The organism is Kaistia dalseonensis, assembly GCF_030814715.1.
Classification (GTDB): Bacteria; Pseudomonadota; Alphaproteobacteria; order Rhizobiales; family Kaistiaceae; genus Kaistia; species Kaistia dalseonensis.
The window spans coordinates 347,652-368,102 of record NZ_JAUSVO010000003.1 but is presented as its reverse complement, the minus strand read 5'-3'; the positions used below and the strand labels follow the sequence as shown (position 1 = coordinate 368,102).

The 20,451-nt window shown below is 66.1% G+C and carries 18 protein-coding genes; 11 read left to right on the top strand and 7 right to left on the bottom strand.

Annotation, left to right across the window (positions count from 1 at the left end; translation table 11 throughout):
* Positions 1–197 precede the first annotated feature (197 nt).
* The 3 genes from QO014_RS12260 to QO014_RS12250 all read left to right on the top strand — a co-directional run bounded on the left by QO014_RS12260 (position 198) and on the right by QO014_RS12250 (position 5,475).
* The gene (locus QO014_RS12260; RefSeq protein WP_266348992.1) at positions 198–1,502 is read left to right on the top strand and encodes an efflux RND transporter periplasmic adaptor subunit; all 1,305 of its coding nucleotides are present in this window, start codon (positions 198–200) and stop codon (positions 1,500–1,502) included.
* Positions 1,499–4,642: an efflux RND transporter permease subunit gene (locus QO014_RS12255; protein ID WP_266348991.1), complete on the top strand. Its 3,144-nt coding sequence runs from the start codon at positions 1,499–1,501 to the stop codon at positions 4,640–4,642. Before QO014_RS12260 ends, QO014_RS12255 begins: the two co-directional genes overlap by 4 nt.
* A gap of 131 nt (positions 4,643–4,773) precedes the next feature.
* A complete protein-coding gene (locus tag QO014_RS12250; RefSeq protein WP_266348990.1) occupies positions 4,774–5,475 on the top strand; it encodes a type 1 glutamine amidotransferase in 702 nt (233 codons plus the stop codon).
* A 17-nt stretch (positions 5,476–5,492) separates the two neighbouring features.
* On the opposite strand, the gene QO014_RS12245 is transcribed toward QO014_RS12250, so the two are convergent.
* On the bottom strand, positions 5,493–6,344 hold the full coding sequence (locus tag QO014_RS12245) for a LysR family transcriptional regulator (protein WP_266348989.1): 852 nt from the start codon (positions 6,342–6,344) through the stop codon (positions 5,493–5,495).
* Between the two features lie 99 nt (positions 6,345–6,443).
* Here QO014_RS12245 and QO014_RS12240 point away from each other — a divergent pair, with 99 nt between their 5' ends.
* Positions 6,444–7,415, top strand: coding sequence for a quinone oxidoreductase family protein (locus QO014_RS12240; protein WP_266348988.1), 972 nt, complete (start codon positions 6,444–6,446; stop codon positions 7,413–7,415).
* Between the two features lie 12 nt (positions 7,416–7,427).
* Here QO014_RS12240 and QO014_RS12235 read toward each other — a convergent pair whose 3' ends face one another.
* Positions 7,428–8,246, bottom strand: coding sequence for a FadR/GntR family transcriptional regulator (locus tag QO014_RS12235; protein WP_266348987.1), 819 nt, complete (start codon positions 8,244–8,246; stop codon positions 7,428–7,430).
* A 107-nt stretch (positions 8,247–8,353) separates the two neighbouring features.
* Between QO014_RS12235 and QO014_RS12230 the strand changes: the two genes are divergently transcribed.
* Positions 8,354–9,493, top strand: a complete 1,140-nt coding sequence (locus QO014_RS12230) for an alpha-hydroxy acid oxidase (protein ID WP_266348986.1) — start codon at positions 8,354–8,356, stop codon at positions 9,491–9,493.
* 56 nt (positions 9,494–9,549) lie between these two features.
* Positions 9,550–10,833: a DUF3422 family protein gene (locus QO014_RS12225; protein WP_266349313.1), complete on the top strand. Its 1,284-nt coding sequence runs from the start codon at positions 9,550–9,552 to the stop codon at positions 10,831–10,833.
* Here QO014_RS12225 and QO014_RS12220 read toward each other — a convergent pair.
* Complete coding sequence (locus tag QO014_RS12220; RefSeq protein WP_266349312.1) at positions 10,830–11,756, bottom strand: LysR family transcriptional regulator; 927 nt, start codon at positions 11,754–11,756, stop codon at positions 10,830–10,832. The two genes, QO014_RS12225 and QO014_RS12220, sit on opposite strands and share 4 nt — an antisense overlap.
* Positions 11,757–11,895: 139 nt before the next feature.
* Here QO014_RS12220 and QO014_RS12215 point away from each other — a divergent pair, with 139 nt between their 5' ends.
* From QO014_RS12215 to glcF, 4 genes are all read left to right on the top strand, one after another.
* On the top strand, positions 11,896–13,323 hold the full coding sequence (locus tag QO014_RS12215; RefSeq protein WP_266349311.1) for an FAD-linked oxidase C-terminal domain-containing protein: 1,428 nt from the start codon (positions 11,896–11,898) through the stop codon (positions 13,321–13,323).
* Positions 13,320–14,486, top strand: coding sequence for a glycolate oxidase subunit GlcE (gene glcE / locus QO014_RS12210; RefSeq protein ID WP_266348985.1), 1,167 nt, complete (start codon positions 13,320–13,322; stop codon positions 14,484–14,486). Before QO014_RS12215 ends, glcE begins: the two co-directional genes overlap by 4 nt.
* 334 nt (positions 14,487–14,820) lie before the next feature.
* Complete coding sequence (locus QO014_RS12205) at positions 14,821–15,237, top strand: endonuclease domain-containing protein (RefSeq protein ID WP_266348984.1); 417 nt, start codon at positions 14,821–14,823, stop codon at positions 15,235–15,237.
* A 5-nt stretch (positions 15,238–15,242) separates the two neighbouring features.
* On the top strand, positions 15,243–16,547 hold the full coding sequence (gene glcF, locus QO014_RS12200; protein WP_266348983.1) for a glycolate oxidase subunit GlcF: 1,305 nt from the start codon (positions 15,243–15,245) through the stop codon (positions 16,545–16,547).
* Positions 16,548–16,560: 13 nt separating this feature from the next.
* Here the strand turns inward: glcF and QO014_RS12195 are convergent, their stop codons facing one another.
* The 3 genes from QO014_RS12195 to QO014_RS12185 all read right to left on the bottom strand — a co-directional run bounded on the left by QO014_RS12195 (position 16,561) and on the right by QO014_RS12185 (position 18,508).
* Positions 16,561–17,370 carry a transglutaminase-like domain-containing protein gene (locus QO014_RS12195; RefSeq protein ID WP_266348982.1) on the bottom strand — a complete coding sequence of 270 codons (810 nt, stop codon included), beginning with the start codon at positions 17,368–17,370 and terminating at the stop codon, positions 16,561–16,563.
* Positions 17,371–17,483: 113 nt separating this feature from the next.
* A complete protein-coding gene (locus tag QO014_RS12190) occupies positions 17,484–17,747 on the bottom strand; it encodes a DUF1488 family protein (RefSeq protein WP_266348981.1) in 264 nt (87 codons plus the stop codon).
* A gap of 125 nt (positions 17,748–17,872) precedes the next feature.
* Positions 17,873–18,508 carry a TetR/AcrR family transcriptional regulator C-terminal domain-containing protein gene (locus QO014_RS12185; protein WP_266348980.1) on the bottom strand — a complete coding sequence of 212 codons (636 nt, stop codon included), beginning with the start codon at positions 18,506–18,508 and terminating at the stop codon, positions 17,873–17,875.
* Here QO014_RS12185 and QO014_RS12180 point away from each other — a divergent pair.
* On the top strand, positions 18,435–19,826 hold the full coding sequence (locus tag QO014_RS12180; protein WP_307258106.1) for a TCR/Tet family MFS transporter: 1,392 nt from the start codon (positions 18,435–18,437) through the stop codon (positions 19,824–19,826). The genes QO014_RS12185 and QO014_RS12180 overlap by 74 nt on opposite strands.
* 22 nt (positions 19,827–19,848) lie before the next feature.
* Here the strand turns inward: QO014_RS12180 and QO014_RS12175 are convergent, their stop codons facing one another.
* Complete coding sequence (locus QO014_RS12175; protein ID WP_266348978.1) at positions 19,849–20,448, bottom strand: TetR/AcrR family transcriptional regulator; 600 nt, start codon at positions 20,446–20,448, stop codon at positions 19,849–19,851.
* Between the last annotated feature and the right edge of the window lie 3 nt (positions 20,449–20,451).

The window sequence follows — 20,451 nt, the reverse complement described above, 5'->3', positions numbered from 1 at the left end:
AGCGTGATGGCGGCACCGACGGATATTCCATTTTGCCGGAACATATTGAGGCGCATGGCATTCGGCGAACCGCCCGCCGCCGCGCCCTCACGCGGTGCAGCATGGCGCCGATTTGCACCGCACAATCTTACACCGATTTAATGATCCCCGACCCTGAGGCGGTGCCATAGACGATCCGAGAAACAGGGGATTTCGTCATGCGCAAGGCCGCCGTGATTGCCGTAGGCGCCGCCATTCTGGTCGGTGGCGGGCTCAGTCTGGGCTACTGGCAACATAAACCATCCATTCTCTTCGGCCAGGCCGTCGCGGCACAGGGCACGCCCGACGTGGCAGCGGGATCGACGGGCGCTGCCTCAGGCGGCAAGGGCCATCGCGGCGGCGGCGCATCCGTCTCGGTGGCAACCGCCGTTGCGGGTGACCTGCCAGTGCGGCGCTCCACGATCGGGTGGATCCAGTCGACCGCGTCGACCACGGTGACGACGCAGCAACAGGGTGTCGTGACGGCGCTGCTCGCGACGAACGGCCAGGAGGTCAAGGCCGGCGACGTCCTCGTCCAGCTCGATGATCGCGCGGCGCAGGCGACGCTCGATCGGGACAGCGCGGCCATGCTGCGGGACCAGGCGACCGTAACCTCGACCAAGGCCGATCTGGTCCGTGCGCAGGACCTCTTCAACCGCAAATTCGACAGCCAGCAGCAACTGGACCAGGCGACCGCGGCGGCCGCGAGCGCGACGGCGGTCGTAGCGCTCGACCAGGCCAATATCACCGCCGACAAGGTGGTCGTCGACGAGCTGAAGATCCGCGCGCCGCACAATGGCCGCCTCGGCGCCTTCCCGATCACGGTCGGCAGTCTCGTGCAGCCGGGCAACCCGATCGTCACGCTCACCGACATCGACAATATCGAGGCCGTGTTCACCGTCTCCGATGCCGATGTCGATCTCTTGCGCCAGTCGCTCGCGATCGGCCCCGTCACGGTCCAGATATCCTCCGCCGATCCCGGCGTCGCGCCCGCCAGCGGCGGCGACGCAACCGCCAAGGCGACGGAACCCCCGGCTCCGACCGTGGTCGCCGGCAAGGTCGACTTCATCGACAGCACGATCACGTCGGGTTCGGGCACGATTGCCGTCCGCGCGGCGGTCGCCAATACGGATCGCGTCTTCTGGCCCGGGCAGGCGGTGAAGGTCGCCGTCGATCTCGGCGTCAACCGCAACATCGTCATCGTGCCGACGGTCGCAATCCAGCAAGGGCAGGGCGGGTCGAACGTCTTCGTCGTCAAGCCCGACAAGACGATCGATGTACGCCCTGTCCAGGTGGCGGGCATCGTCCGCGACAAGGCCGGCGTGAGCGCCGGGCTGAAGGCGGGCGACCAGGTCGTGACCGAAGGGCAGCTCTCGCTTGCAACAGGCATGACGGTCAATGTTCGCGAGCCGAAGGCGGCCGGTGTCGGGGCTGCCTCGCCTCCCGCCCATGGCGCGCCGGCCGTCGTGGGAGGGGCATCATGAATATTTCGGAGTTCTGCATCCGCCGACCCGTCGCCACCACGCTGTTCTTTCTCGGCATCGCGATGGGTGGCCTGTTCGCCTATCAGCAATTGCCGGTCGCGGCGCTGCCGGAAGTCAGCTTCCCGACCATCAGCGTCAGCGCCCAGTTGCCCGGCGCCTCGCCCCAGACCATGGCGACGGCTGTCGCCACGCCGCTGATCAAGCAGTTCGAGACCATTTCCGGCATCGATACGATCAGCGCGACGAGTTCGCTCGGCAGTTCGCAGATCGTGCTGCAATTCGCCTTGAGCCAGAACATCGATACGGCGGCCGGCGACGTCCAGGCCGCGATCGACCGGGCGCAGCGGCAATTGCCGTCGAACATGCAGAACCCGCCGAGCTACCGGAAGGTCAACCCCGCCGACGCGCCGGTGCTGTTCCTGGCGGTGCAGAGCCCGACTTTGCCGATGTCGACCATTGACGACTTTGCGGAAAACATCATTTCGCCCAGCCTCTCGACGCTGCCGGGCGTCGCGCAGGTGAGCGTCTATGGTGGCCAGACCTATGCGGTGCGCGTGCAGGTCGATCCGAGCAAGCTCGCGACGCGCGGCATCGGCCTCGACCAGGTGTCGAGCGCCATTGCCGGCGCCAACGACCAGACGCCCGTCGGCACCTTGATGAACAAGAGCCAGTCGCTCGTCATCGACGCGCCGACCCAGATGACCAGTGCCGACCAGTTCAAGCAGTTGATCATCGCCAATCCGAACGGCAGCCCGGTCCGCCTCGCGGACGTGGCCAATGTCGTCGATAGTGTCCAAAACACGCAGACAGCGGGCTGGTATGACGGATCACGCTCGATCGTGCTGGCGATCCAGCGCCAGCCGAGCGCCAATACGGTCGCGGTCGTCGATGCCGTGAATGCGGAGCTGCCGAAGCTCGAAGCTTCCATGCCGGCCTCGATGACGATCAGCGTCATGAACGACCGCTCGACCTCGATCCGCTCGGCGATCTCCGATGTGCAGATCACGCTCGGCATCACGATCGTCCTCGTCGTGCTGGTGATCTATCTGTTCCTTGGCAAGCTCTCCGCCACGATCATTCCCGCGCTCGCCGTGCCGCTTTCCATGGTGGCGGCCTTTGGCGGCATGTATTGGCTCGGCTTCAGCGTCGACAATATCTCGCTGCTCGGCCTGACGCTCGCCGTCGGCCTCGTGGTCGACGACGCCATCGTGATGCTCGAAAACATCATGCGCCACGTCGAGGAGGGACAGAAACCCTTCGCCGCCGCGCTTCTGGGCAGCTCTGAAATCGGGGCGACCATCATCTCGATGACGCTCTCGCTGGTCGCCGTCTTCCTGCCGATCCTGCTGATGGGCGGCGTCGTCGGCCGGCTCTTCAACGAGTTCGGCATCGTCGTGACGATGGCTATCGGCGCATCGGCGGTCGTGTCGCTGACGCTGACGCCGATGCTGGCTGCCCGGCTGCCGAAATCGGCGGCCGAACCCGGTCGCTGGGGACCTGCGGCATGGTTCGAGGCGGTCTTCCTCTGGATCGAGCGGCGCTATGACCGCGGCGTTGCGTGGTGCCTCGCCCATCGCTTCACCATTCTCGGCGTGTTCCTCGCGACGGTTGTCGCCTCGGGCTATCTGTTCATGACGCTGCCGAAGGGCTTCTTTCCGCAGGAGGATATCAGCCAGCTCTCCGTCTCGACGCAGGCGCGGCAGGATATCTCCTTCGATGCCATGACCGGCCTGCAGCGCCAGGTCGAGGCCGTGCTGAGAGCATCGCCCTATGTGGATCACGTCGCCTCCTTCGTCGGCGGCGGTCCCGGTTCGGCGACGATGAATGCGGGCTCGCTATCCGTGCAGCTGAAGCCGAAGGACGAGCGTCCCGCGCTCGATATCGTGACGGCGGACCTGCGGTCGCAACTCGGCCGCATCGCCGGCATACGCAGTTACATCGTGCCGGTGCAGAACCTGCGCGTTGGCGGCATGAACTCGCAGAGCATGTATCAGCTCGTCGTGCAGTCGCTGGACCAGCCGACGCTGAACGACTGGACTACGAAGCTCACCAACGCCATGCGGGCGGATTCTCATTTTGTCGATGTCGCGAACAACCTGCAGAACAACGCCCTGCAGGCCCGTCTCGTCATCGATCGCGACAAGGCCTCATCGCTCGGCATCACGGCCGCGACCTTGCGCCAGACGCTGGAGGACGGCTTCGGCACGGCGACCGCCGCGACGATCCAGAGCACGGGTTCCAGCTACGACGTCATCCTCGAATATGACCCGAACCTCGCCTGGTCGGACGACCTGCTCTCGACCATTCGCGTCCGCTCCTCATCGGGCAATCTCGTTCCGCTGACGAGCTTCGCCCATGTCGATCGCGTCTCGGGGCCGGTGACGGTCAACCAGCTCGGCCAGCTTCCGGCGGCGACGATCTCGTTCAACCTGCCAAACGGCGTCGCGCTCGGCGATGCGACCGATCAGGTCAACGTGCTGAAGCAGGACATCGGCCTGCCCGCCAATGTCTACACCTCCTATGCCGGCACGGCGCAGGTGTTCCAGGATTCGCTTTCGACGCAGGGCATCCTGATCCTCGCGGCGATCCTGACCATCTATGTCGTGCTCGGCATGCTCTATGAGAGCTTCATCCATCCGCTGACGATCCTTTCCGGCCTGCCGGCGGCGGCGTTGGGCGCGCTGATCGCGCTGAAACTCACCGGGCTCGATCTCTCCGTCATCGCGCTGATCGGCATATTGATGCTGATCGGTATCGTGAAGAAGAACGCCATCATGATGGTGGATGTGGCGATCGCCGGTCAGCGCGAGGAGAACATGGAACCGGGCCCGGCAATCCATCGCGCCGCCGTCCGCCGTTTCCGCCCGATCATGATGACGACCTTCGCCGCCTTGCTCGGCGCGCTGCCGATCGCGCTCGGCAGTGGTGCCAGCGCCGAACTGCGGCAACCACTTGGCATTGCCGTGGTCGGTGGCCTGGTGGTCTCGCAATTGCTGACGCTGTTCATCACGCCCGTCATCTTCGTCGAGATGGAGCGGTTCAGCCGCTTCCTCGGCCGCCTGCGCCAGGGCAGGCCGGTCGACGCTGGTGCGACGACGGACGTGGGGCACGCCTCGCTGCCGCAGCCGGCTGGGGAATAGTTTGCGGCGGCGCGTGGTGTTCGCGTTCGAACAGGCCGTCTGCCAGATGCAACTGGCGCAAATTGGGGCTGGCGCAATTGCGCCAGCCGTCTTCTATTTCACCGGAAAGCCCCCACCGGATGCCCCGACCCATGCGCGTTCTCGCCATACAGAACTTCGCCGACACGCCGCTCGGGCTTGTTCGCCCCGCGCTCGAAGCCGCGGGCGCCAGGATCGACCTGAGGCGCGCCGATCTCGACGAGCCCTTGCCCGTGGATCATCACGGCCATGACGCGCTGGTCGTGCTCGGTGGCGGCCAGAGCGCGATCGATGATGACGATTATCCCTATCTGCCGCATTTGAGCGAGCTGACCCGCCGCTTCGGTGAGGCGGACAAATCGGTGCTTGGTATCTGCCTCGGCTCGCAGATCGTGGCGCGCGGCCATGGCGCAACCAATATTCTTGGTCGTCCGGTCGAATTCGGATGGCACGAGGTCAGGCCCACCGATGCGGGGCGGGCAGATCCCGTCATCGCGTCGATCGGCGATGCCGCGCCGCTCTTTCACTGGCATCTTGACACGTTCACGCTGCCGCCCGGCGCGGTCCATCTGGCGACCAGCGCCATGACGCCCTACCAGGCCTTTCGCATCGGGCGCGCGGTCTATGGCATCCAGTTTCATTTCGAGGCGGATACGACCCTCGTGCGCGACTGGAACGTCGCCTTCGCCGAAGAGATCGAGGCGATCGACACGAATTGGGCGGCGCGTCATCGCATCGAGGCGATCGAAAAGGGCGTTCACGCCGACCGGGTCGGCCAGGCACTGGCCGCAGCCTGGGTCGCGACGATCCGCTGAGGCGGCTTCTCGGCCTTCTATTGCCTGAGTTCGCCGAGGATGACGGCGAGATAGTCGAGCACGGCTCGCACGCGCGGCGCGCGGGCGACATCGCGATGCGCGACGAGCCATATATCGCGCGCTGCGCGCTCCGACCGGGCGAGGCACACCATGTCGGGCACGTCGGCCACCATGAAATGCGGTATGGCGGACAGCCCGATGCCGGAGCGCACCGCCTGAAACAATGACGCCAGATCGTTGGTGCGGAAGGCAAACGGCCGGCCGGCCGCGACCTCGGCCAGCCAAAGCTGCTGCGGCACATGTGCCAGGGCCGCGTCATAGCCGCAAAAGACCCAATCCGCCTCCGCCGTTCGGTCCAGATAGTCCCGCGCGCCATAGAGGCCATAGCCGAGCACGCCGACCTTGCGCAGCAGGAGATCGCCTTCCTCCGGTCGGCTCAGCCGAACCGCGCAGTCGGCCTCGTTGCGATCGAGCTGCACCAGTTCTGCCTGACCCAGCAGTTCGATCTCGACCTGCGGATGAGCCTTGCGAAACGCCGCGAAACGGCCCGCCAGGAAGTGGCTCGCGACCACCGGCGAGGCGCTGACGCGCACCGTGCCCCCGAGCATGGCGTCCGAGCCGGCTGCCAGGCGCTGCACGGCCAGCACGGATCGCTCGATCGCCCCGGCCTCAGCTGCGATACGGTCCGCTTCCACTGTCGGGAGGTAGCCACGTGGCATCCGGTCGAACAGCTTCACGCCGAGCGCCTCTTCGAGCGCCGTGATGCGGCGAGCCACCGTGGCGTGGTCGATATGAAGTTGGCGCGCCGCCTCGGAGAGGCTGCCCGATCGCATGACGGCAATGAAGATGCGCAGGTCGTCCCAGTTCATCTGTGCATTATCGCACAGATCATGTGGAGAAACATGGAATTCTCGGGTGAAGGCTCCCGCGACAGAATGCGGCTCCAAACCTCATCAAAGGAGTTCATCATGCGTGCCGTCATTCTCGAAACAACTGGACCTGCCGAGAATCTCCATCTCGTCGAAACGGCTCCCGGCGAGCCGGGGCCGGGCGAAATCCGCATTCGGCACGACGCGATCGGTGTCAATTTCGTCGATATCTACCAGCGTCGGGGCCTCTATCCGCTGCCCGGCCTTCCGGCCGTCCTGGGCGTCGAGGGCGCCGGCGTGGTGGAGGCCATCGGCGCCGGCGTCCAGGGCTTCGGCCTCGGAGACCGCGTCACCTATGCCGGTCTCCCGGTGGGAGGCTATCAGGAGACGCGCGTGATCGGCGCCGGCCGTCTCCTGCACCTGCCGGACGCCATCGCCTCGCGCACGGCCGCGGCGGCGATGCTGCGCGGGCTCACCGCCTATATGCTGCTCTTCCGTGTCTATCCGGTCGGTCCAGGCACGACCGTTCTCGTCCATGCGGCTGCGGGCGGGCTCGGCCTCATCCTGACGCAATGGGCCAAGCGCCTCGGCGCCACGGTGATCGGCACGGTCGGAAGCGAGGAGAAGGCGGAGATCGCGATCGCCCATGGCCTCGACCATGCGATCCTCTATCGTTCCGTCGATGTCGTGGCCGAGACGCGCCGCCTGACCGATGGGCGCGGCGTCGATGTCGCCTATGACGGCATTGGCGGCGACATGCTGCAGCGCACGCTCGACTGCGTGCGGCTGTTCGGGACGGTGGCGAGCGTCGGCCAGGCCGGCGGCGCCATCCCGCCGATCGATGTCAACGAGATCGGACCGCGCCGCTCGCTTTCACTGGCGCGGCCGAGCGTGCTCCATTTCGCCAATGATCCGGTTGCTTATCGAACGGCCGCCAAGGCGGTCTTCGCGGTTCTGAAGGAGGGGCTCGTCGTGACGATCGGCACGGAGCTCGACCTCGCCGACGCGGTCGAGGCGCATCGCATCCTGGAAAGCGGACGTTCGTCCGGTTCGGTGCTGCTCAGGCCTTGATCGACGGGCCGATCAGCTTTCCAACTTCGTCGCCTCGGCCTTCCGCCCACCGCGGCGGGCCGAGGCGCGTTCCTCGAACTGCATCAGGCGCAGGCTGGCGATTTCCTGACGGGCGCCGGCCTCCGCCCCTTCGCGCAGCGCGGCCTCGACATAGGCGATGTGCGCCGTTGCCGCCTTGCCGGCCGCATCGGCATCGCCCGCCACAATCGCGTCGCGAATGGCGCGGTGCTGCGCGAGCAGCCGGTCGCGCGAGCCGGCATGGCCATAAAGCCGGCTGCGATTATAGAACACGCCATCGGCGAGCAGGCGGTAGCAGGCGCGCAGCACATGGATCATGACGATGTTGTGCGTGGCCTCGCCGATCGCCTGGTGAAACTCCACGTCGAGCGCCGCCTCGCGCCGGAAATCGGCCTTGTCGTGCTCGGCTTCCATCGTCTCGAAAATCCGCGTGATGATCGTCCGGTCGGCCTCGGTCGCCCGTGCCGCCGCCATGGCCGCCGCCGTCGCATCGATCTCACGGCGAAACTCCAGATAGTCACCACTGGCCTTGGGGGAATGGGCGATCAGATCGACGATCGGCGCGGCGAACACCGAGCCCTCGATGGCCGCGACATAGGTGCCACCGCCATGCCGGCTCTCGATCAGTCCCCGCGCTTCGAGCGCCTTCAAGCCATCGCGCAGGATGGGGCGCGAAACGTCGAGCAGGGTCGCAAGTTCGCGCTCGCCGGGCAGACGATCGCCGGGATGCAGCACGCCCTCGAGGACGAGCATCTCGATCTGGCGCGCGACCTCATCTGCTGTCGCGCGTGAAGGGACGGGTTGAAACACCATGCCGATGAGCCTATCAGCATATTCCGCCAAGTGGTAAGAAAACTGATCCAGTTTGCCCGTTCGGGGCGGGTCCGAGAGGCCGTGATCAGAGAGGTCTGGAGCTTCCGATGAAGGACGTGACGAGCGTTGAAGATCTTCGGCTCATGGCCAAGCGCCGCGTGCCGCGCGCCTTCTTCGAATATTGCGATCGTGGCTCCTACAGCGAAGAGACGCTCGATGCCAACCGCGCCGACTTGAAGGCATTGAAGTTGCGCCAGCGCGTCATGGTCGATGTCTCGAACCGTTCGACCGAGACGACGATCCTGGGCGAGAAGCGGGCCTTTCCCTTCGCCTTCGCACCGACGGGCCTGACCGGGATGCAGCATGCCGATGGCGAAATCCTCGCTGCGCGCGCCTGCGAAAAGGCGAACATCCCGTTCTGCCTTTCCACCATGTCGATCTGCTCGATCGAGGATGTGGCTGCGAACACGTCGAAGCCGTTCTGGTTCCAGCTCTATGTGATGAAGAACCGCGACTTCGCCCGGCAACTGGTCGAGCGCGCCATTGCCGCCAAGTGCTCGGCGCTGGTGCTCACGCTCGACCTGCAGGTGCAGGGCCAGCGCCACCGCGACATCAAGAACGGCCTGACCGTTCCGCCACGGATCAAGCTCGGCAATGTGCTCGACATGGCGACGAAGCTGCCTTGGGCCTTCGAGATGCTCGGCAGCAAGCACAAGACCTTCGGCAATCTGGCCGGTCGCATCGAGGGCATGAGCGGGGTCAAGTCGCTCGGTCAGTGGGTGGCGGGACAGTTCGACGCGACGCTCAACTGGAACGATGTCGCCTGGATCCGTTCGATCTGGCCGGGCAAGCTCATCCTGAAGGGCGTGCTGGATGTGGGTGACGCCAAGAGCGCGGCGGCGACGGGCGCCGACGCGATCGTCGTGTCCAATCATGGCGGCCGCCAGCTCGACGGCGCCCCGTCGGCGATTTCGACGCTGCCGCGCATCGCCGATGCGGTTGGACACCAGACCGAGATAATGTTCGACAGCGGCATACGCTCGGGCCAGGACGTGCTGCGCGCGCTCGCGCTCGGCGCGCGGAGCTGCCTGCTCGGCCGGGCGTTTCTCTATGGCCTCGGGGCGGGTGGCGAGGCGGGCGTTTCCAAGGCGATCGACGTCATCGGTGCCGAACTGGACATCTCCATGGCCTTGACGGGTCGTCGCACCATCGCCGAGATCGACGAAACGGTGATCGACCGGGGTTGAGACGCGGTCGCTGCTGCCTTACTGCTTGGTGAGGCCGCACCGCGATCGAGGGGATGATGCGCGAGGGACCGAGGCGTTTCGCGGACCATCCGCTCCGGACAGCGGTGCTGCACGAAGTGCATGCGCGACCTTTCCACATGATGGAGGCGCCGCGCATCGTCCTGCATTTCGCCTTCATGACCGATGGCGAGCAGACGGCGGTTGCACGGGCACGGCTTTCGGAACTCTGCCTGCGCAACGGCCTCTCTCCGCCGACCGAACAGGCGCGCCATCATGTCGTGGCCCTGCTCGGCGGCACGCTGCGCTGGGAAAGCCACGCCGAATTCACGACCTATAGCTGGGATGTGCGGGGCGGCATCGGCGCGCTGCCGCCTGAAACGCCGTTCGGCGACGCCTTTGATCCGCCCGGGCCGCTGATGGTGGCTGTCCGCCTCGATCTGGTGGCCGACGAGCGGCCGCCGGCCGAGATCCTTGAAGCGCTGGACCCGGGCTCGCTCGCGGTATCTCATGTCGCGGGCGGTCGTGGCATCATCGCCACCGATTTTCGCGAGGATGGCGACGGCTTCACCCGGTTGCTCGTCATCGATCGCGGTCTCGGCGCCCAGGAAGCGGGCCCCGTGGTGCAGCGGCTGCTCGAGGTCGAGACCTACCGCACCCTGGCCATGCTCGGCCTGCCCGAGGCCCAGCGCCTGCAACCCGATATTCGCCGGATCGAGACAGAGCTTGTCGCCAATACCGGCCGCTTCCGCGCCAGCGAGGGCTTCGAGGCGAACCGCGCGCTGCTCGACGATTTGACGGCGCTGGCCGGCGAACTGGAGGCCGGGGCGGCCGAGAGTGCCTTCCGCTTCGGGGCGAGCCGCGCCTATGCGGAGATCGTGCGCCTGCGGCTCGAGGCGATGGGTGAACACCCGATCGAGGGCTATTCGAGCTTCACCGCGTTTCTCGCGCGCCGCATGGCGCCTGCCATGCGCACATGCCAGACGCTCGAAAGTCGCCAGCAGGATCTGTCGCGAAAGCTCGCACGGGCGGCGGCTTTGCTGCGCGCCCGCGTCGATGTCGAGCTGTCGCAGCAGAACCGCGCGCTGCTCGATTCGATGAACCGCCGCGCCCGCCTGCAATTGCGCCTGCAGCAGACGGTGGAAGGTCTCTCGGTCGCCGCGATCAGCTATTACATCATCGGGCTGCTTGGCTATTTCGCCAAGGGTTCCGGCATGGTGGGTCTCGACATCGACCCGACCCATTTGACGGCCGTGGCCGTCATACCGGTCGCGTTCGCCGTGTGGTTCGTGGTCCGCCGCGTCCGCTCGCGCCACAGCGATGGACATGGCGACGGCGTCTAGCCGCTTCCGACGATCCCCTCCAGCCCCTGGTCCCAGGCCGGGTGCTCGCCATAGAGGCTGCCGAGATAGTCGATGAAGAGCCGCACCTTGGCGGCCAGGAAGCGGCGGCTCGGATAGACCGCATGAACGGCCACGCGGCGCGAGGCGCGATAGGCCGGCAGGACATGGGCGAGTTGCCCCGAGCGCAGTTCCGGCCCGACATCCCAGGTCGAGCGAAACGCGATGCCGAGGCCGGCAAAGACCGCCTCGCGCACGACCTCGTTGGAATTGGTGCGAAGCCGTCCCTCGACATGGACCGTGACCGGCCCGGACGGCCCTTCGAGCCGCCAGGGATCCTGGCCGGCGGTGGCGAGCAGGGTGTGCCGGGAAAGATCCGCGATCGTCCGCGGTTCGCCATGCGTCGCGAGATAGGCCGGCGTGGCACAGAGCAGGCGATGGTTAGGCGCCAGACGGCGGGCGACGAGGCTCGAATCCGTCAGTTCGGCGATCCGGATCGAGACATCGATCCCCTCGCGCACGAGATCAACGAAATCGTCGGAGAGCACGAGATTGACGGTGAGGCCGGGATGGGCACCGAGGAAGGGGCCGAGATAGGGTGCGATGTGCAGACGGCCGAAGGTGGTGGGCGCCGAAACCTTGAGCGTGCCGCGCGCCACATCCGATCGGCCGCTGGCGAAGCCCTCCGCCTCGTCGATCGAGGCGAGGATCTGGATGACGCGCTCGTTGAAATCGCGCCCCGCCTCGGTCAGCGCGATCTGGCGCGTCGTGCGCTGCAGCAGCCGCGTGCCGAGCCGGTCTTCGAGCCGCTTCAGCCGCTTGGAGACGACGGCCGGCGACAGGCCGAGCTCGCGTCCTGCGGCGGAAAGGCTCCCTGCCGTGACGACGCGCGCGAAGATCTCCATATCATTGAAAGCACTCATGATCGTATAGTGGCAAAAAAACTGGACCACTTTCAATCGCAAAGCAAAAATGATTGTCGCGATCGCGACTTTCGCAGCGCGACGCGCCAAGCGTAGAGTGACTTCAGGAAAGGGCGAGGAGGAAGCCGTGTCCGCCATTCTGATGCCGAAGCCCGACCAGCGCGTGCTGGCGCGCCGTGACGAGATCATTGCCGGCCTCGCCAGGCTCGTGCCGCCCGCCTCGCTGATTACGGCGGAGGATGAGCGCCGCGCCTACGAGACCGACGCGCTCACCGCCTATCGCCAGATTCCGCTCGCCGTCGTGCTGCCCGAGACGACTGAGCAGGTTTCCGCTGTCCTCGCCTTCCTGAACCAGGAGGGCGTCAAGGTCGTCGCGCGCGGAGCGGGAACCTCGCTTGCCGGCGGTGCGCTGCCGGCGGAGGACGCCGTCGTGCTCGGCGTCTCCAAGATGAACAAAGTGCTCGATATCGACCTGCCGAACCGGACGATCCGTGTCGAGGCCGGCGTGACCAATCTGGGCGTGTCGGGCGCGGTCTCGCATCTCGGCTTTTTTTACGCGCCCGATCCGTCGAGCCAGCTCGCCTGCACCATCGCCGGCAATATCGCGATGAATTCCGGCGGGGCGCACTGCCTCAAATATGGCGTCACGACCAATAATGTCCTCGGCGTGAAGATGGTGCTGATCGACGGCACGGTGGTCGAGATCGGCGGGCCGCATCTGGATAGTCCGGGCTATGACCTGCTCGGCCTCGTGGTCGGGTCGGAGGGACAGCTCGGCGTCGTCACCGAGGCGATGCTGCGGATCCTGCCGATGGCAGAGGGTGCGCGGCCCATGCTGATGGGCTTCCAGTCCGCCGAGGAATGCGGCGCGGCCGTCGCGGCCATCATCGGGTCGGGCATCATCCCGGTCGCGATCGAATATATGGACCGTCCGGCGATCAAGGTCTGCGAGGCCTTCGCCCATGCCGGCTATCCGCTCGATGTCGAGGCGCTGCTGATCATCGAGGTCGAGGGCTCGGAGGCCGAGATCGAGGATCTGATCGGCCGGATCACGACGATCGCCGCCGATTTCAATCCCTCCAACCTCAAGGTTTCGCAATCCGAGGCCGAGAGCGCCGCCATCTGGAAGGGTCGCAAGTCGGCTTTCGGCGCTATGGGCCGGATCGCCGATTACATGTGCATGGACGGCACGATCCCGACCGGGCAATTGCCGCGCGTGCTGACGGGCATTTCGGAGATCTGCGCCGGCTATGGCCTGCAGGTCGCCAACATCTTCCATGCCGGCGACGGCAATCTCCATCCACTCGTACTGTTCAACGCCAACCAGCCGGGCGAACTGGAGAAGGCCGAGGCAGCCGGCGCGGATATTCTGAAGCTGTGCGTCGAGGTCGGCGGCTGCCTGACGGGCGAGCACGGCGTCGGCGTCGAGAAGCGTGAGCTGATGATCCACCAATTCAACACCATCGACCTCGATCAGCAGATGCGGGTGAAGACCGCTCTCGATCCGCAATGGCTGCTCAATCCGCACAAGGTGTTTCCGCTCGCCGCGCGGGAAAGGGCGGTCGCGTGACCTCGATCCTCCTCCCCGAATCCGAGGCCGAGCTCGAAGCCATCGTGCACGAGGCGGCCGCGAGCCGGAGCCCGCTGGCCATTCATGGCGGCGGCACGCGCGATATCGGCCGCCCGGTCCAGGCGGCGCGCATTCTTTCAACGCAGGCGATGACCGGGATCACGCTCTATGAGCCGACGGAACTCGTCATCGCCGCCCGCCCGGGCACGAGGCTTTCCGAAATCGAGGCCGCGCTGGCGCAGAACCGCCAGCGCCTCGCCTTCGAGCCGATCGACTATCGCCCGCTGCTGGGCGCGCATGGCGAGCCGACGATCGGCGGCGTCACGGCGTCGAATGCGAGCGGTCCGCGCCGCATCCAGGCCGGCGCCGCGCGCGATCATCTGATCGGCGTGCGCGCCGTGACGGGCCGGGGCGAGACGATCAAGTCCGGTGGCCGCGTGATGAAGAACGTCACCGGCTATGATTTCGTCAAGTTGCTCGCCGGATCCTGGGGCACGCTCGGCGTGATGACCGAGGTCACCTACAAGCTCCTGCCCGAGGCCGAGACCGAGACGACGCTGGTGATCGAGGGCCTCTCGGCCGAACGCGCCGTCGAGGCGATGGCGGCGGCGCTCGGCACGCCATTCGAGATCACCGGTGCGGCGCATATCCCCGGCGCACCGTCGCGGACCTATCTGCGTTTCGAGGGTTTCGCCGCGTCCTGCAGCTACAGGGCCGAGCGACTTCGGGCCATGTTGCGCCCGTTTGGCGCTGCCGAGGCGGTCGAGCACGCGGATTCGCGTGCCATCTGGCGCTCGATCCGCGATGTCGAGCCGCTGCGAGCCGCGCATGACGAGGTCGTCTGGCGCATTTCGGTGAAGCCGAGCGACGGGCCAGCGATCGGCGCCAAGCTCGCCTTCGCGCTCGACAGCCGCCTTCTCTATGACTGGGCCGGCGGGCTCGTCTGGGCGACAGCCCCGGCAAAGGGCGATGGCGGCGCCGAGATCGTCCGCGCCGCGGTCGCGCTGGTCGGCGGCCACGCAACCCTGATCCGCGCCCCCTTCGCGCTCCGCGCCGCCGTCCCGGTTTTCCAGCCTGAGACGGCTGGCGTTGCGGCAATTTCGAAGAAGATCAAGGCAACATTCGATCCGTCGGGCGTGCTCAATCCCGGGAGGGTGAGCTGATCATGGCGTGCCGCGCGCTCGACGCCAAAGGCCCCCCTCTCCAACTCTCCCCCACAATGTGGGGAGAGGGCCGGCCGGCGCGTCGCATCGAACTAGAGCCTCCACGGTTCCCGTCCCCTCTCCCGCGTAGCGGGGGAGGGCCAGGGAGGGGGCCCGCTGCCGAGGCCTTCGCGTTTGGAACACCCCCTCTCCAGCTCTCCCCCGCTTTGCGGGAGAGAGGGCGGGCCTGTGCGCTTCATCGAGGGCGTGGCCAGGCTATGTCATTCCCTCTCCCGCGCAGCGGGGGAGGGCTAGGGAGGGGGGACGCCGCCGAGGCCTCGCCAGGGAGCGCATCGTGACGAAGTCCGTGACAGCCGTCCTCCGTCAGCGTTCTCGCGCCCTCCGAACGACGATGTCCGGCGCAGAGCAAGTCATGTGGACGCATCTCCGCGCCGATCGCTTTCACGGACTGAGCTTTCGCCGACAGGCGCCAATCGCCGGTTTCATTGTCGATTTTGTCTGTCACGACAAATGGCTGATCGTCGAGATCGACGGCGCCACGCATGGGGACGACATCGCAGTCGCGCGCGATGCTGCCCGTACACGTCGGCTGCAAGACGTAGGGCTTCGCGTCGTGCGCTACTGGAACAACGACGTCATGATCAACATCGAGGGCGTGTTGCTCGACCTCGCGTCGAAGCTTGATCTGCAAGAGCCTCCGTCCGACCTTCCCGCCGAGCGGGACAGTGTCAGCATCGAGCAAGCCGGCTAAACATCATGCAAACCTCTTTCTCCCTCGCTCAGCTCGCCGATCCGGATACGCGGGAATCCGAGAAGATCCTGCGGACCTGCGTTCATTGCGGCTTCTGCACGGCGACATGCCCAACCTATGTGCTGCTCGGTGACGAGCTCGATAGTCCGCGCGGGCGGATCTATCTGATCAAGGACATGCTGGAGGGTGGCAAGCCGGCCAATGACGAGGTCGTCAAGCATGTCGATCGCTGCCTGTCCTGCCTCTCCTGCATGACGACGTGCCCATCGGGCGTGAACTACATGCATCTTGTCGATCATGCCCGCGCGCATATCGAGAGGACCTACAAGCGCAGCCTCGCCGATCGTGCCACGCGCTCCGCCATCGCGGCGGTGCTGCCCCACCGCAACCGCTTCCGTGTGGCGCTTGTCGGCGCCGCGGCGGCGCGGCCGGTTGCAGGCGCGATCGCGAAGGTGCCGGGCTTCAAGCGCATCGGCGCGATGCTGAAGCTCGCGCCGCGCTTTCCCCATGGCCGCTCCCATTCGGAAGGGCCCGGAACCTTCCCGGCGCTCGCGGAGAAGCGGGGCCGGGTCGCGATGCTCTCCGGCTGCGTCCAGCCCGTGCTCGATCCCGGCATCAACGAGGCGGCGATCCGTCTGCTCACGCGCGTCGGCGTCGAGGTGGTGATCGCCAAAGGCGAGAGTTGCTGCGGCTCGCTCGCCCACCACATGGGCAAATCCGACCAGGCGCACGAGACCGCCAAGCGCACGATCGATGCCTGGATCGCCGAGATGGATGGCGAGGGACTCGACGCGATCATCATCACGGCGTCGGGCTGCGGCACGACGATCAAGGATTATGGCTTCATGTTCCGCGAGGATGCGGCCTATGCGGAGAAGGCGGCGCGCGTCTCGGCCATCGCCAAGGATATTACGGAATATCTGGAGAGCCTGAAGCTCGCGCCCGTTGCGGCGCCGGAGCCGCTGACGGTCGCCTATCACTCCGCCTGCTCGATGCAGCACGGCCAGCAGATCAAGACGACGCCGAAGACGCTGCTCACCAAGGCCGGCTTCACCGTCCGCGATGTGCCGGAGGGCCATCTTTGCTGTGGCTCGGCCGGCACCTACAACATGCTCCAGCCGGAAATCTCCCAGCGCCTCAAGGCGCGCAAGCTGGACAATATCGCCAAGACAGCGCCGGACCTCGTGGCCACGGGCAATATAGGCTGTATCACGCAGCTCTCCGATGGCGCGGGCGTGCCGGTGATCCACACGGTCGAGCTGCTCGACTGGGCCTATGGCGGTCCGAAGCCGGCGCGGATCGGCGCTTGACCCAAGCGGTGCCTTACCCCGCCAGTTCCTCGGTCACGACCTTGAAGCGGACCAGCGTGTTCGGGCCGAACGTGTTGGTGATCGGCACATCGGCGGCGTCGCGGCCCTGGGCGATCAGGATGCGGCCAATGCGGCGCTTGTTGTTGCGCGGGTCGAAGACGTGCCAGCGACCGCCGAGATAGACTTCCATCCAGGCGGCGAGGTCCATCTCCGCATAGGGCGGCGGCTCGCCGACATCGCTGATATAGCCCGTGCAATAGCGCGTCGGGATGTTCATGCAGCGGCAGAAGGCGACGGCGAGATGCGCGAAATCGCGGCAGACGCCCACGCGCTCGGCATAGGCCTCGGCCGCCGTGCGGGTTGCGCGGGCATTCTGGTAGCCGAAGGTGATATGCTGGTTGACGAAATCGCAGATCGCCTGCACGCGCGCCCAGCCGGTCGGCGTCTGGCCGAAGAGGCGCCAGGCTTCTTCCATCAGCCGGTCGGTCTCGCAATAGCGGCTGCCGAGCAGGAACATCAGCGTTTCCGCCGGGAGGTCCTGCACCTCGTGCTGGACGGCGCCATAGTCGACGGGGTCCGGCTCGCCATTGTCACGGATGACCGTATCGGTCCCGAGCGTGAACAGGCCCTCCGGCGCCACCAGACGACAGACCCAGTTTCCAAAGCTGTCGCGATAGCTTTCGATGGGAACCGGCGGGTTGGTCTTCAGGAGGTCGGGATATTCGAGGCTCGACGCACGCGAATAGTGGACGTTGAGGACCACGATCATCGGCGTAGGGTTCGGAAAACTGTAGCTCAGCTCGCAACCCAGCTTAAGGCGCATCAAGCGTCCCTCTCGTCACGGTGTGGGGGTATGGGTCATATGGGCGACACAGGTCGCCCGGGCCCGCCTCCGATGGATCTTTCGATGCACGGTGCGGGCCAGTATCGGGCCGATCAGAGATCGGCTGCCGTCAGCGTGTAGGAGGAGCCGGAGCGGCGCGAATAAATCCGCGCGGCGGCCTGCTCGATCCGGTCGCGATTGGCGTCGAAAACGCCGAGTGAACCCGTCTCGTCGCGAGCGGCCGAGGGGTTGATACGCTGCAAGGCGCCAGCATCGAGGAAGAACGAAACCTCGATCGTGCTGTCATATCCCCAAAACTGGATACGACCTCGAGTTTCATTGTAGCTGCGGCTGCGATTGGGAAATTGAATATCCATACCGCAGCATACGCCTTATCGAGGTGATCTGCGGCGATTTGTTTGTATAATCATTAGGCAGTTCGTCCGCAGTAGACGTTTCGTCGTCCGGCAATTTCAGCCGCCGCTCAAATACTGACGGAACATCATGCCTCGTCGCGGCGGCCGACGGCGCCGTCCTGCGCCAGACCCTCGATGATCATGCGGAGTCCAGCCTCGAAAAGGGCGTCGGGCGGCAGCGTCTCGGCCAGGGCGAACATCTCTACCATGTGCGGAAAGGTCTGCGCCGAGATTGCGGCTGGCGCGCCGGTGTGCTCTCCGGCCAGCGATTGCTCTTCCAGCACCCAGCCGACGGTATAGCGGCTGACGGCGAGCAGCACGGAAAGCGCCTGCACCCCGCTGAAGCCGGCCGCGCGGAGCAGGGCGACCTTGGCCTCGGCTGAAGGCAATTGCCGCAGGCTCGGGCGCGCCATGGCGTGCACCCGCGCGCCGTCGCGATGCGAGAGCATGGCGCGCCGAAAGCTGCGCCCGCTTTCGAGCAGCATGGCGCGCCAATCCGTGCCGGGCGGCGGCGGCGAAGCGATGTGCTCGGCCATCATCTCCTCCGCCATGGCCTCGAGCAGGGCGCGCTTGTTCTTGAAATGCCAGTAGAGCGTCGGCGAGCGGATCTGCAGCTTCTCCGCCAAGCGACGGGTCGTCAGATCGTCCATGCCGACCTCGTCGAGCAGATCGAGCGCCGCGGCGACGATCGAGGATCGCGTCAGATTGATCTTGTCCTGCAAGCTTGACTCCCTATCAATGATCGGGCACATGTCCCTATCAGTGATAGGCAGGCTATGCGATCCGGCCGGCGCCCGGCAAGGGCAGATCGCCTCCCCATTTCATCAGGCAGGATCGATCATGAATCGCGGTCTCTTCGTGGTGCTGGCAGCCGTGACGCTCGATGCCGTCGGCATCGGGCTGATCATGCCGATCCTGCCAGGACTGTTGCGCGATCTTTCTGGCCATGAACTGATCGCCAATCAGTATGGCGTGCTGATCGCGCTCTATGCGCTGATGCAGTTCATCTTCGCGCCGATCGTGGGCATCCTCAGTGATCGCTTTGGTCGCAAGCCGGTGTTGCTGGTTTCGCTCGCTGCCGCCGCGATCGACTATGCGCTCATGGCGCTGTCGCCGAGCCTCTGGTTTCTCTATGTCGGACGCATCGTCTCCGGCATTGCCAGCGCCAATGCGGCCGTCGCCTCGGCCTATATTGCCGATGTCACGCCACCTGACGAACGCGGCCGGCGCTTCGGCTGGATGAATGCGTGCTTCGGTCTCGGCTTCGTGGCCGGGCCGGCGCTGGGTGGCTGGCTTGGCGAATATTCGGCCCGCGCGCCGTTCTGGCTCGCCATGGCGCTGAACAGCGCATTGGTGCTGGCGGCCATGGTCGGCATGCCTGCGCGCCAGCCGGCGAGCGCCAAGCCGTTCGACTGGAAGGCCGTCAATCCCTTTGCCTCGTTGAGCGCGGCGCTTTCCGTCCGGACCATGCTGCCGCTGATGGCCATCTTCGTCATTGTCCAGATGGTCGGGCAGATCGGCGGCGTGCTCTGGGTGATCCATGGGCAGGATCGCTATGGCTGGTCGCCTGCCATCTCCGGGCTGACGCTTGCTTTGTTCGGCATTCTCCATGCTGTCGTGCAGGGCGTGTTGACCGGACCGGTGATCCGCCGTCTCGGCGAGCGCGGCGCGTTTGCGGCCAGTGTCGCGATCGATGCGGTGGCCTTTGTCTGTGTCGGTCTGGCGAGCCAGGGCTGGATGGCGATTGCCGCCATTCCGCTGCTCTGCCTCGGCGGCATGGAGCAGCCGGCGCTGCAGGCGCTCTTTTCCCGCCAGACCAGCGAGGAGCGGCAGGGCGAATTGCAGGGCCTGCTGGCAAGCCTGAGCAGCCTCGCCGGCGTGATCTCGACCATCGGCGTCACGGCACTCTATGCCGCGACTGCGCCGTCGGCCCTGGGGCTGGTCTGGATCGTCGGCGCCTGCCTCTATCTCTTCTGCCTGCCGATCTTCATCCGAGGCGGACGGCGGGCTCGTTTAGAACGCGGTTCGACCGTGGCGTGAGGGCGCGTGCCGCGCCCAGCCGTCAATCCGCGAGCACGCCCTGCACCAGGGTTCGGGCAAGAGCGCGCGCCGTCTTCTCGGCGGCGGCGTCATCCATCCCCATCACGTCCTTGAGCACGACGATGGTCTCGATCCCGGTCAGGAGGGCGAGGCCAGCTATGAGCCGCTTCATCTGCTCATCCGAAAGATCGGTCGAAACCGGCGCCAGCGCCTCCTCGATCCAGCCCATGCGCCGACCTCCACGCTCGGCCGGCTGACGCCCGCCGCCGCCGACGGAGACGCTGAGAAACGTGCGGAACAGCGCCTCATGGGCGATCACCATCGCCAATATTCCGGCGACGACGCTTTCAGCACGCATGGCGAGATCGGCATCGGCCGGGCCGTCGCGAAAATGGACGGCGGTGAACTCCCTGGCGATCGCGTCGAGCACCGCTTCCTGCGCCATCGCATCAGGCGCGGAGAAATAGCGATAGGCCGTCGCACGCGAGATCCCAGCCCGATCGGCCGTTTCCGCGACCGTCGGATGCTTGCCCTCGGCCAGAAGTTCCCGCGTGGCCGCCAGAAGGGTGGCACGGGTTCTCTGCTTCTGCGCCACCCGTTCGAAACTCTCTTGACTACTCAAGAC